This window comes from Rathayibacter tritici, from assembly GCF_002932875.1.
Lineage (GTDB): Bacteria > Actinomycetota > Actinomycetes > Actinomycetales > Microbacteriaceae > Rathayibacter > Rathayibacter tritici.
Genome location: NZ_PSWS01000053.1, coordinates 1 through 12886 on the forward strand (window position 1 = coordinate 1; position 12886 = coordinate 12886).

The window sequence follows — 12886 nt, forward strand, 5'->3', positions numbered from 1 at the left end:
TCCGCCCTCGGCTTCCGCAACCTCACCAACTACATCGCCCGCAGCCTGCTCGAAACTGGCGGCTTCAGACCCCGACTACACCCTCAATTACGATGAGCCCCATAAGCGTCTGATGCCTTTCTTGGTGACAGTGTTGCGAGCACTTGCGGACACACATCCTCGAGGCAGCTCCTACGGTTACGTTTCGCAGTATTCGAGTCGTGAAGCACTGATGGAGCTCGTCACTGAGGATGGCCGCGACAGTATTCGATCACAGGTGCGTGGGCAGCGCGAGTTGCTCGCGACAGCTGCCTGGGATGAAAAGTACCAAAGGCAGCTCATCCATTCCCGATTGGCCTTCATTTTAGGACAGATGCTTGGAGATCCTGGGGCATGGGACGTTCCGGATGGAATATTCATTCCGGAAATGATCTCTCGCTTTCATGCATTCAAGGTCGTTCCTTCCTCAATATTGGCACGACGCCCTGGTTTCAGGCTTACAGAAAACTCAGTGATCTTGTCTACAACTATGTGTTCTGGCTCTGTGGGGTAAGTCTTGTCGAGAGGATAGCCATACTCGAGACGACCCTGTTTGCAGCGCATGAAGACGGTTGGAGGCTGGCTTCACTCATCGACGACAAGTCGGCGCCGCCTGCATGATTCGTTGAGCTGTTCGCCCATCGTGGAGGGTCAATGATAGAGGAATTCGAACGTATTGTGGTGCTTCGATGGAACCCCGTCCCACAGCGCTCGCTCGCAAGCCCCGAATGGAAAGCCAAGCTGAGGCGACGTGAAGCGAGTTGGTCGAGATTCCGCCGCCTGCGAGTCGACACCGCGTGTTTGCTAGAGGAAATGATCGGTGCGGACGCGGAGTCCACGAAGGGTGGGCGGTCGCGGGAGCTACTAAACATCGCACGGAAGGTTCGACGATCCCGGATGGCGGCGTTGAACGCCTATCACCAGTATCGGACCACTGAGCGTGGGTCCGTTTTCGCGGCATGGGATGGGGTAGTCGAGGCGCTGCAGGATCTCGGGGACGATCTCGCGCGATCCGAGGCGGATGAGCTTCGTCGGGAGAGGAGTGCTCTGCGAGATGTCCTGCGGCTTGACTGCGTGCAGTTGCACGTGTCTTTGAGATCTCCCGACCTGTATGACGGCATTTCCCGTCTTCTCGAGGAGGACCCGAGAGCCGGTTGCGCCGTGATCCCCAAGGATGAACGGCATTTCCTTGATCTCGCGTATCGAGCCATGTACCGAACCAGCCCGCTGGGGCGACTGACGGCTGTCACCATCGGTCTGGCTTCTGAGCGCGGTCTGGCCGCTGAGGACGGCCCGGTCGGATCGCTTTGTAGTCCCTCGTCTTTGATCACGTCCACTCCGTTGGTGGTGAGCGCACGCGTCTATGCCGATCTGTCCGCTCGATCCATCGACGCGTCATCGGGTGGTGACGTATCTAGCGCGCTGACTCTGAACCCGTCTCTGCGGCTGGCCGCGGAGAGAGTCGTCTTCGTGCGGAGCGTCGCCGGGGCGGCGGAGCGGGTGCCAGTCCGGGTCACACCCCTGCTGGACCACGTCGTCCAGCTCGTCCAGAATGTGAGCCTGACCCGCACCGAGCTGGCCGACGAACTCGCTGCGAGGTTCTACGACGGAAATTCGGAGGCATCCACGGCCTTTGTCGAATCAATGATCCGAGAGCGTCTTCTGGTCACGTCGCTTCCCGGACCGACGATCTTCGGAGAGAACCGTCTCGACACCTTTCCGGTGTCGGCGCTCGACACGTCTATCGAGGACCTCGCGACATCGGAGCCTCACAGACGACGTGTGCGCGTCGAGGGCATCAAGTCCGACCTGCGTCGTCGGCTCGCTCGCGAGGGGGTGGTCACCGAGCCGGTGCTCTACGAGGACCTCGGCGGCGTCGCTGCATTCGGGTCGGTAGAGCCTCTTCGGCGGGCGATCGCGCCGGGTCTCCGGCTGCTTGCTGCATTCGACACCAACCTCGACCTCGCGCTCATCTCGACGGACGTGTTCCACCGGCGCTTCGGGAACTCGACGCAGAATCTCATCGATTGCGGGGTGGCGCTCAACAGGGAGACGCGCGCCTCGTATGAGCATTTCCTCCAGCGACCGTCGCTCGATGTCGCGGAGCAGTTGGGCCTGCGTCGATTCGCACAGCTCGTTCGGGCGCGAGCTGAGGTGACGGACGCAGTCGACGCCATGTGGGAGAACAAGACGCTGGACTTCGACATCCGTTCGGATCAGCTGGCAGCGTTGAACGACTCTCTGATCGAGAGCGGCACGTCGAGATCGCCTCGTGCCTACTCCGTCTTCGCGCAGGGCCAAGGCGGTGACTGGGTCGTCAATGACGCGCTCGGGGGAGGGGGTGCCCTTTGGGCCCGGTACCTGCCGAGCCCGGACGCCGGTCGCTCGGGGTCGGACCTCTGGGACTATCTCCGCAAAGAAGCCGCGTCGCGTAAGATGGAATCGGTGCAGGATACCTCGTTGCACGGGGTCTCGATCTCGAATTCCCCGCTGATCTCTCCCCGATCGGCGCGATGGGAGGACTGGCGGGGCATCAGCGTGCACTTGGATCCCGCGTCGGGGGGGCTCCTGCGATTCAACAGCGCCTTCTCGGACAGGGATGTTCCCGACTACCTCGGCGCTGGGGCGCCATGGCTCTTGGGGCCCTTCACGGGCCTCCTTCACTGGCACCGTGCTGGTGGCCGGCTGGGCGCTTCGCGGTTGCTGCTGGATGCTTATGGGGAAAGCGCACCAGGATGCGGCAGGTTGCGGATGAACGGCATCATCTTCCACCGTCGAAGCTGGAGCGTCCCCGAACTGAGCGTCAAACTCGGCAACGCGATGACCCGCTCTTTTGTGGAGATGTTCGATTTCTGGGTCGATGAAGGGCTCCCCTTTCAGGGGTTCTTCAAGCATCGGGACGGCGGCCGGGGAGCGAAGCGCGCCAAGCCGGTGTACTTCGACGCGAGCAGTGTCGCCTCGATGGTGACGCTCGGGCGTCGCCTGGGTGAACTCGAACGATACGGACTCCTTCAGGAGGCGTTTCCGGTTCCGGTCGACGGCGAGCGCGCGATGGAAATCATGTTGAATGCGAAGGTGTAGGAGCAATCGTGGAGTATGTGATGCGGCCGGGTGCGACGATGGCTTTTCTACCGGAGAAGGGGGTCTATTTCGGTTCCTCTGAGAAGGCGGTGGTCATTCCGGGTGGAAGGCCGCTCTTCGAGTACTTATCTGATCGTGAGGAGGAGCTGCGCGAGGGCCTTCCCGTCAGCGAGCTGGCCAGTCGTTTTCCCCAGATATCCGCAGGGGCCTTATCTGGTCTGATGGACCGGCTCCTCGCTGCAGGTCTCGTCCGTCAGCGAACCTTCCCGGACCGTGACCTTCGAGAAGGGCTCTCCGAGCTCATCCGCTCTGTGCCCGGGCTGATGGCTGAAATCGAAGATCTCGTCGACCGTCCTGAGTACCTGTTGTCCCGATTCGTGTCCGATGAGAGACCAGTGATCTCGGGTTCCAGGGACCTGGTTGAGGCGGTCGAGAGCGAATTCGTGCGCATGCGAGTCCGTGCCTCGCGTGACGATCATGTCACCCGGATTCGCGAGGCAGTCGATTCGTCGGGCGGACTGGGGCACGCGCTCTGCCTCGTCCTTCGTTCCACGCGCATCGTCTCGTACGTCGTGTCCGGTGCGACCGGCGCGTTCTTGTTCAGTACGGATCGAAGCTCATCGGCTGTCGGCGAGTTGGCGGTACTCAGTCGATGTGTGGGTGAACCTGTGGAGGGTGGGCCGGAGGCGCATCTTTATGAACTACCGCTACGCAGAAGCTTACCGGGCATGACCGTGTCGAGTCACGTTCGTCAGTCGGTGCTCGACGCGGGTTTCGAGATATTCGAGTTGCGGTTCGAACCTCCTTTTCTTCGGCGTCGTGATGGGCGTCAAGAGTTCGCCCGCACGGGCAAGCCGAAGGGCACGTCCTCGGAATCCGAGGAGTCTCGCCTTTCGCGGGAATGGCTGAAGCCGTTCACCAGCGTCGGAATGACGATCATGCTGGTCGACCTCGACGAGGTTGACCAGCTGCCCACGTACTTCCAGGCCGCAGAGACCCGGTCGACCGCGCGGAGTCGTATTCTCGCCTGGAGCCCCAAGAGCCTAACGGATGCCTCCAAGTGCGCAGTTCTTGCCGCGTGCCGCGACTACGCGAGTTCTGTGGGCTCTCGTGGCTCGGGTCGGGGCGTCGGCGTGGCAGGAACGTCGGTCGACAGACGTTTCGTCGATGCCGCTCTGCGGCTGTCCGCGGTGGAGGAGCATTCCCTTGTGGCGTTGAGCGAGAGCGAATTGGACTTCTCTCCCGTGTCCGCCACGCTGGTCCGTGAGTTGGAGCAGTTTCTCGAGTTCTCCGTGCATCTCGGGAAGGTGTCGGGTACAGCTGTACACGTTGCCTGTGTTCTGACGGGTGGACGTACTTTCACCACGTACGAGGCGGATCCACAACTGGCCATCGTCCACTCCCTGGTGCGGCTCAAGGCGGTGACTCAGCTGAACAGAGGTGGCGACGTCTACCGGGTCGAGGAGATCGATACGTCCTTCCTCGAGCGTCTGGATAATCGCGCCCTCGGCGAACTCGTCGCGGGTCTCAGCCGGAAACCTCTTGTCGGTGATGTGGTGGAGGTGTCGAATCGGTTCGTCGATGCGGGGCAGTGCGTCATGGGGGTCTCGTACAGGGTCGGTGCGCGTTGAGCGCGGAGACGGCAGTGGCGATCGTCGAGGGGGTGTCTTACCGCGATCTGCATCAGAGGGCATCACTCGCTGCTCTCCGAGCGCCAGCCGTGGTTCCCATCTACACGCGCGGTGGCGATGTCCTCGTCGGACCGGTTTACGTAGCGGGGGCGTCCGACATGCCCTGTCTGGGCTGCCTCGAGTACCAGCTCACGAACTTCGACTCGCATGCGGGCCTTGCCGTCTCTCGCGCCGCTGCGGGCGCTCGCATCGGAGCATCGCACGGTCTCGACATCCGTGAGGCGCGCGACCTTCTCGTCGACGTCGTCTTCCGGTCTGGCGGGGACCGATCCGGTGGTCGGGCTGTCGTCGGGACACTGTCGGGCGAGTGCGTGGGCGTGGGGAATCTGACGATCTCTCCGCTCTGTCGCCTGGGCGGCCACGTCGCTACTTGTGTGGGCGTCGAAGGGCCACGAGCGGCCGGAGGCGATGCGGATCTGCTGGTGCCCGGATTGCGCGGAGGGCGCTTCGCGTCGGCGCAGAGCAGACGAGACATGATCGCCATGTCCTGCGATTCTCTTTTCGGGCCGGTCGTCGGACCACGGAGATTTGAATCGATCTCGCCAGGAGTGTTGTCGGGTTCCGTTGTTCCTCCGGTGAAGAACGCAGGCTGGGGCCGCAAGAGGACGTCGCTGGATGCGGATTTCGTGGGGGTCCTGGAGGCTCTGGAGAGAATGTCGAGCCTCCCGTACCATGACAACGCGGTGGTGCGTCAGATCGACGGTGACGAGCGGTGCCTCGGTCCTGCTGATCTCGGGGGCTATCACGAGGACCAGTACACGCATTCGTCGAGTCGGATCAGTGCGGATGCTCCCGAGGAGTGGGTAGCGGGATGGGGGATGGACGGCGCTCGTGTCTGGGTCCCGGCGGAAGTAGGCTTCTACAGCTACTTCCCTGAGTACGGTATCGCCGACATGGCTTCTGTGTTCGATGCGGAGCGCACTCCTCTTCGACGTTACGAGGAGTCGTCGAGTGGGAGTGCGACGGGTGCGACATACGGCGAGGCCTGTACGCACGCATTGCTGGAGGTGGTGGAACGGCATGCGTTCATGAGCTTCTGGTACTCCAGCGTCCTGTTGCCCCGTATTCCGAGTGAGGTCCTGTCGGGGTTCGCTCGCGAGGTGGAGCAGTGGATCTCGAACCGCGGGCACGAGGTGTCTCTCCTCTTGTTGTCGAGCCCGTATCCGATCATCTCGGTGGCCTGCGTTTCGTTCAACGCTCGTGGTGAGTATCCTGCGGTGATTCTGAGCGCAGCGAGCGGTCTGGACTTCGACGCGGTGTGCGAGACAGCCCTCTGGGAAATGACGAACATGGTCGGCGGAGAACGCACTCTCTCGGAGAGCGAGGCGCGCGCCAGATTGATCTCCAAGTGGGATGTTATGGAGGCGGAGGACCACATCGCTTTCTGGGCTCTGCCGGAGCGAGCTCCCTTCATCCGCGCGAAGTGCCGTGGCAGTCTTCTGTCCGAGGGCGAGGTCGAGAAGCTTCGTGGTCGTCGTGGGGCGGGGAGCCGTCTGGATGCGTTGTCGGCGCTCAGCTACTTAATATCGGAGTTCCCCTCCCATGATCTGGGCGCGCCGGTCTTCGTCGATCAGACCAACGTGACGATCGGCGCCCTGGGAGTCAGCTGCGTGAAGTGCATCGTCCCGGGCGCGCTCGGCGTGTCCTTCGGCTTCGCTCACCAGCGCGTGGCGGAACTGCGTGTCCTCGAACGGTTGGGTAGAAGCGACCTGTTGGCTTCCACAGACGACCTCCTGCCCCATCCTTTTCCGTAAAACCCGACTTCGAAGTGGATTCGCAGTGATGACTGAGGCATTCGACTATTTTACGTTATGGCAAGTCGGTCCGGGCAAGCGGCTGAGGGCGGACTACCGCGGGAACGATCTCGATGACGAGTCGGGTCGCGCGAGCGGGGCGATCGTTCGTCGTGCTGACGTCGCTTCCGCGTACGTGTTGTTCGATCAAGTATCGGTGCAGACGGATTCAGTGACGGAGGGGCCTCCGAATGTGGGGATTGCCGATCTGCTGGCGTGCGCCCTCGCCGTCATCAGAATCGAGCCGTCCAGCACCTACGCACTGCATCCGCCTTATCCCTCGGTTCGGGCGAAGATCCCGGTACGTCTGGTCGACGTGCAAGAGCGCACGTCCTTCGATCCATGGCGTTGGGTCTGGCGCAGTTGGACCGAGGCTCCGGCGGAGATCGGGCCGGTAGACCGGTCGATGTTCCGGCTCGAGATCATCCCCGAGTATCTGCCCACGTTCTACGGCGAGCTGCGCCCGATCATCTGCTGGACCGAAATCGGGCTCGTCCTGCGGGTGATGACCATCATTGCGAACAGCCTGGGATACCGCCTCACCGTGGAGTATGTGGCGTCAGAGGGAGTGCATTTTTCGGTGATGCGCGAGCATTCGGCGTATGAGAGTCCGCGAGGATCCAGCAGCGCAGACACCTCCCTCGGCATGCTCTTCCGCGAACGGCAGTCCGGGCGTTTGGGCGGGGGGCTGTTCGGCACATATCTGCGCGACCCTGTGGGTTTCGACGCGGACCCGTTCCTGTCGTGCTTCGACGCGAAGCAGGGTCTTCCGTTCGACGGCAAAGCTCATCTTGACGTGCGCACTCTGTATCTGACGCGAAGCGGGCGCTGGAAGTCGGGTGATGTTGAGATCGCTGGCGTCGACAAGGTGCTGAAGCCGCTGTCGGGTACGACGAGCCTACGCGGAGGAAATCGACGCGCACGCGCCGAGATGCTGTTCTTCGTTACTGCCGACCTCTCGGCGGTGGTCAGCGAGGAGGGCGAGGTCGGGGTCATCAAGAGTTTCATCGGCGCCGGCTGGCACGGCTACGAGCAGTGCGCGAGCGCCACGTTGGCAGGTCGTGTCCTGCGGCCCGTCCGGGAGTTCGATGACTTCGAGGTGGCCGAGCTGCTGGATCTGCCGCGCGCGACGCATGTCCTGCTCGCGGGATTCGGCGGCCTCGCTCGTGAGTTCGGAGCGGTTCACAACCTTGTCTGACGGGATCACCCGGGCGGTGATTAGATGCGGATGCGATTGCAGCCCTCGTCATCCGGCAGCCGGAGGTTCGCCCGCGAGAAATCCGCCTCTCGCAGGATCCGGAAATCATGCTTCAGTGTGCTCGACGTCGCCTCGTAGCCGGTCATCGAGCCTGTCATCGAGCCTGTCATCGAGCCTGTCAAGTTGTGTGTAAGCGCGTGGTCGTCGGGGGTTCAGAGGCAGTGGTGGACTCGTTCGGGGAATGCGATGGAGAGTTGCTCTACGGCCTTTCTCTAGTTCGTGAAAACTTGTCCTTCGACGAGGCGTCCCTCGGCTCCATGTTCCGCGGCGGGGCGTCCTCGGTCGCGGGTTCGTTTGTCTTCGATGTCGCGGATCGCGAGCCAGAGGAGCTTGATCACGGCGTCGTCGTTGGGGAAGTTTCCGCGGTTATTCGTGACTTCGCGGAGCTGAAGGTTCAGCGACTCGATCGCGTTGGTCGTGCAGATCACTCGGTGGGCGTCGGGCAGCAACGCGAGGAAATGGTGTGGGCCGCTCCCAGGCGCTCTCGGACGCCGCTGCCGCGTTGCGGGTTCTCGCGCCCCGACTCCGACGCCGTGAACGCCTCAATCGCCGTCCTGGCTGCGTCCGCGGTCGGTGCTTACTAGACCGGCTTCAGCGCGGCGGAGACGGCCTTGTGCTCCGCGCGGTTTTGCGAGCCGGGAGTGGTCGTGCGAGCAGGAGTGGCGGGGCGCCGACGACGCCGACGGAACGGCCCAGCCGGGGACCTGATGAAGCTATGGGCGTCCGTCACGATCGGCGACCCGAGCAAGTCCGGGGAACGAGCGTGTTGGCGTCCCTGGGAGCGGGACAGAGTGGATGAGAGACTCATTGCATGGAGCAAACGGTGCCGCTGATCCTCATCACTCGTCGCCTCGACATCACGCGCTTCGACCACGGCGACCTGGATGACCGTCTCGCATACCAGTCGCGTGAGGACGTCGCCCGCTACCTCTACCGCGAGCCGCTGAGCCGGGACGCCTGCGCGGCGGGCATCGAGCGGGCCATCGCGACGACGGCGCTCGAGGCCGACGGCGACACTCTGGTATTCGCGGTCCGGGTGCACGGGGAGCGGCGCGTCATCGGGGAGGTCGTCCTCACCCTGTCGGATCGTCGGGCCTCGCAGCTCGAGATCGGCTGGGTCTTCAATCCCGAGGACGCTGGCAGGGGATATGCCACCGAGGCTGCGCGGGCGATCGCCGAACTCGCGTTCTCGGAGTATGGCGCGCATCGGCTGTTCGCCCGGCTCGATGCTGAGAACGAGCGTTCGGTGCTCCTGTGTCGACGGCTGGGCTTCCGACCTGAGGCGCACCTCATCGAGAACGATCGACGCCTGTCGGGGGCGTGGGGGAGCGAGTTCGTCTATGCGGCGCTCAAAGGGGATCTCTTCCGTGACGACACACCGCGGCGATAGTTGCGCGGCCTCAGCCACTGATGTCGCCCGAGTACGGCTGACGCCTGCGCCGATCGGGGACGCCGTCCTCGGCCGGAGGGCGTTGGGTGCGACCAGGTGTTGTGTCACGCGGGCGGGGCACCTCTGTGTCGGCCGCGAAAGCGGAGCGGATCGATGAGCGTCGCAGCGAGCGCCTCCTCGTGCGATCAGAAGCGGCCGACCGGTACCGTGGGGCGCGGCGGGACGGCCATAAGCGGACAGCACGGGGAACAGGATGAGCAGTATCGACAGCGTGGACTTCACGAATTGGGATTGGCTTCCCCGTGCGGCGGAGGAGGTGGAGGGCTATGTGCAGCGGTTGCTCGCCGAGTCGAGTATTCAGCCGCATGCCGTGTCGGCGCGAGCGAAATCGATAGCGTCTTTTCAGCGGAAGCAGCGGGCGAAGAAGTACGCGGATCCGATGGGAGAGATTACCGACATCGTCGCGATCCGCATCATCACCTACTCGAATACGGATCGGGACCGGGTCGGCGAGCTGATCCGCTCCCGATTCGCGGTGCTGCCCGGGGAGGACCGGAACCCTGGAGAGGAGAAGCCGAAGCGCCTGCGCGGATACGACTGTCTGCACATCGTCGTGTCGGGAGAAGTCCACGGCCATGATTCAGACTGGGTCGTCTCCGGCGGAGAACTCGAGCGCTATTTCACGACGTTCGGAGGGCTGGAGATCCAGATCCGCACAGTGGCCGGACACGCGTGGGCCGAATTCGAGCATGCACGACGATACAAAGGCGCGCAGTACGAGGCGGTCGGCGAGCAGGACAGAGTCACGATTGACCAGCTCTTCGGAGCGGCATCCGACGCTCGTCGTGCGCTCGATGAGACGTTTGTGGCGATCGACCGGATTCTCGCGCGGCCGTCGTTCGACGAGGAAAGCCGGCGCGACCAGGTCCGTGTCGAGCGGGAGGCCGGTCCGGGGGACACCACCGCGTCGACTCCTCTGGACGTCCGGGCGCTCTGCGAGTTCCTGGAGTCGAGGTTCCCCGACGACACGGACGGCAGCGCGAAGGGGATCGAATTCGGAATCGAGCTTGCACGATGCTGCGGGATCGACACGGTCGACCAGCTGGAATCGGCCTTGGAGGACGTCGACAGCGAGCAGGTGCGGGCGCTGATGGAATCGGGTGGTCCGGTCACTCGGGTCCGGCGTCTCGACGACGAGCTGCTCGCGCGCTTCGGGCAGGACTACATCGAGAAAACCACGAACACGGGGACCGCTCGCCATCGCGGCCGGCAGCTCGAATGGCGTTACGACCGGTTGCGAGGAAAAACACGGTATCGGAGCTATCTCCTGCTGAGCCGTTCAGCTCGGACGGAGTTCGACGCCGGGCCGTACACGGCAATCGGTGCTCTGCGGGAAGTCGCGCGAATCATCGCGAGCAAATGCGGGAGGGAGGCCGTCGCTCTTCCGGGAGTCGTCTCCTTAGAACCCGATCTGCCCCCGAGGACGAGGGCCAAGAGGGTCTCGGTCGACGACGACTCGGACGTCTGGGTGATCTCGAATCTCGGTCGCGAGGCGGTGGAGGGCGTCATGGCGGACCTGCTCTCCCGGGTCTGCCCCTTCGACCTCCGGGTTGTGCGCGGCGATGTCGTGGTCGCCGACGGCCGGAGCGATCGCCCCGAGCGCGCGGCGGACGACACCGAGCGCGATCTGCGCCGGTGATGCGATCCGATCGACGGTGCTCTTGGTCGTGCCGATCCGCGCCTACGCACCCGTCTAGGCTCGCCACATGACTCGTCTCGACGGTGCCGTCGTCCTCGTTCTCGGAGCCTCGGGCGGCCTCGGCCGCCTCCTGGCGGATGCGCTGGACGCGCGCGGAGCCGTCGCAGTGCGCTCGGGGCGCACCCGGGCCGCCCTCGGCGACGCTCCGCTCGTCGCCGACCTGCGCGGGGAGGACGAGCCGCGCCGTCTGATCGCTGAGGTGCTGAAGCGGCACGGGCGCCTGGACGGCGTGGTCGTGGCGGCGGGCGTGGTGGCGTTCGGTCCGTCCGCCGAACTCGATCCGGCCGTGCTGGAGGAGCTGGTCGAGGTGAACGCGCTCGCGCCGATCCGCGTTCTGACCGCGGCCCTGCCGTCGCTCGTCACCTCGGCGGGCAAGGGGGGCGAGCCGTTCGCGCTGACCATCAGCGGAGTGGTGGCGGAGGCGCCGACCGCCGGTCTCGCGGCGTACTCCGCCTCGAAGGCAGCACTGCACGCCTTCGTGAAGGCCTCGGCGCGTGAGTACAAGCGGGCCGGCGTGCTGCTGCTTGACGCGCGGCCCGGGCACACCGAGACGGAGCTGTCCCGGCATCCGCTCGCGGGCGACGCTCCGCGCTTCGGTGCGGGGCTTGCTCCGCAGGCCGTCGTCGACCGTCTCGTCGCCGGCCTGGAGAGCGGTGAGGCCGACCTGCCTCCGGCCGTCTTCAGGGGCTGAGCACGTTCGCCCTCGAGGTCGAGAGCGCCGAGCGGGTGGCGACGGCCCCGTTCGGCGGGTCGATCGCAGCGCTGGTTCGCTGCCTTCAAGGGATGACGTCTGCACAACGAAGGTTGGGGCGCTCGAACGGGCGCCAGAGGGCCGCTGGTTGGCTTCCAGCCTTCGTTGTGCAGGCGCGGGCCCGCCGCCGGTCACCGCGCGTTCACCGGCGCGTCGCCCGGGCGCACTACGGTCCCTTCGTGCCCGACGACGCCCCCGAGACTGCCCACGACGCCCTCCGTCCCACTGCCGAGCTGCTCCGCTCGCTCGCACCCGACGACGCGCGGGACCTCGTCGTGCTCGACGAGGACGACGACGACCCGGTGCTGCTGCGCCGGGACGGCACGCAGATCGACACCTGGCGCGAGGGCTACCCGTACGACGAGCGGATATCGCGTGAGGAGTACGAGGCGGGCAAGCGGCTCCTCCAGATCGAGCTGCTGAAGCTGCAGAACTGGATCAAGAAGCACGGTCGGCGGCTCGTGGTCGTGTTCGAGGGGCGCGACGCGGCGGGCAAGGGCGGCACGATCAAGCGCTTCACCGAGCACCTCAACCCGCGCGGAGCCCGCGTCGTCGCGCTCGAGAAGCCGACCGAGCGCGAAGCCGGACAGTGGTACTTCCAGCGCTACGTCTCGCACCTGCCGGCCGCCGGTGAGATCGTCCTGTTCGACCGCTCCTGGTACAACCGGGCCGGCGTGGAGCGGGTGATGGGCTTCTGCACGCCCGCGCAGTACGACGAGTTCATCCGTCAGACGCCGCTGTTCGAGCGGATGCTGGTGGGCGAGGGCATCGATCTGGTGAAGCTGTGGTTCTCGGTGTCGGCGGAGGAGCAGCGCACGCGGTTCACGATGCGGATGATCGACCCCGTGCGGCAGTGGAAGCTCTCGCCGATGGATTTCGCCTCGCTCGACAAGTGGGGCGACTACACGGCGGCGAAGGAGGCGATGATGGCGGCGACCGACACCGACGATGCTCCGTGGACCATCGTGAAGAGCAACGACAAGAAGCGCGCGCGGCTCGAGGCCATGCGCTACGTGCTGAGCCTCTACGACTATGACGGACGGGACGAGGAGGTCGTCGGGCCGCGGGGTCCGGACCCCCTGATCGTCGGGTCGGCCGCCGACGTCTACGAGCGCGGCGAGCACGCCGCGACGAGCTGATCGGGG

The 12886-nt window shown here is 64.7% G+C and carries 10 protein-coding genes and 1 pseudogene; 9 read left to right on the plus strand and 2 right to left on the minus strand.

From position 1 onward, the window contains the following. The first annotated feature begins 372 nt into the window (after window positions 1–372). From C5D07_RS15350 to C5D07_RS08565, 5 genes are all read left to right on the plus strand, one after another. Window positions 373–639, plus strand: a complete 267-nt coding sequence (locus C5D07_RS15350) for a hypothetical protein (RefSeq protein ID WP_146079791.1) — start codon at window positions 373–375, stop codon at window positions 637–639. Window positions 640–915: 276 nt separating this feature from the next. Next, on the plus strand, window positions 916–3099 hold the full coding sequence (locus C5D07_RS08545; protein ID WP_104259140.1) for a lantibiotic dehydratase family protein: 2184 nt from the start codon (window positions 916–918) through the stop codon (window positions 3097–3099). A gap of 8 nt (window positions 3100–3107) precedes the next feature. Beyond that, window positions 3108–4730, plus strand: a complete 1623-nt coding sequence (locus C5D07_RS15355; RefSeq protein ID WP_104308597.1) for a helix-turn-helix domain-containing protein — start codon at window positions 3108–3110, stop codon at window positions 4728–4730. 89 nt (window positions 4731–4819) lie between these two features. Next, entirely contained in the window at window positions 4820–6544 is a 1725-nt protein-coding gene (locus C5D07_RS08560; RefSeq protein ID WP_146076665.1) for a YcaO-like family protein, read from the plus strand. A 28-nt stretch (window positions 6545–6572) separates the two neighbouring features. Further along, on the plus strand, window positions 6573–7781 hold the full coding sequence (locus C5D07_RS08565; RefSeq protein ID WP_146076664.1) for a hypothetical protein: 1209 nt from the start codon (window positions 6573–6575) through the stop codon (window positions 7779–7781). Window positions 7782–7801: 20 nt separating this feature from the next. Here the strand turns inward: C5D07_RS08565 and C5D07_RS15765 are convergent, their stop codons facing one another. After that, window positions 7802–7951, minus strand: coding sequence for a hypothetical protein (locus C5D07_RS15765; RefSeq protein ID WP_170063532.1), 150 nt, complete (start codon window positions 7949–7951; stop codon window positions 7802–7804). 102 nt (window positions 7952–8053) lie between these two features. After that, window positions 8054–8418 (minus strand): annotated as a pseudogene (locus C5D07_RS08570) (transposase); the annotation flags it as partial. Between the two features lie 234 nt (window positions 8419–8652). Here C5D07_RS08570 and C5D07_RS08575 point away from each other — a divergent pair. The 4 genes from C5D07_RS08575 (at window position 8653) to ppk2 (ending at window position 12880) form a co-directional block, all read left to right on the plus strand. Further along, a complete protein-coding gene (locus C5D07_RS08575; protein WP_104259145.1) occupies window positions 8653–9231 on the plus strand; it encodes a GNAT family N-acetyltransferase in 579 nt (192 codons plus the stop codon). Between the two features lie 253 nt (window positions 9232–9484). Then, the gene (locus C5D07_RS08580; RefSeq protein ID WP_104259146.1) at window positions 9485–10930 is read left to right on the plus strand and encodes a GTP pyrophosphokinase; all 1446 of its coding nucleotides are present in this window, start codon (window positions 9485–9487) and stop codon (window positions 10928–10930) included. Window positions 10931–10997: 67 nt separating this feature from the next. After that, entirely contained in the window at window positions 10998–11681 is a 684-nt protein-coding gene (locus C5D07_RS08585) for an SDR family NAD(P)-dependent oxidoreductase (RefSeq protein ID WP_068254190.1), read from the plus strand. Between the two features lie 293 nt (window positions 11682–11974). Then, window positions 11975–12880 (plus strand): polyphosphate kinase 2, encoded by a 906-nt coding sequence (ppk2, locus tag C5D07_RS08590; RefSeq protein WP_373408351.1) that lies wholly within the window; start codon window positions 11975–11977, stop codon window positions 12878–12880. The last annotated feature ends 6 nt before the right edge of the window (window positions 12881–12886 follow it).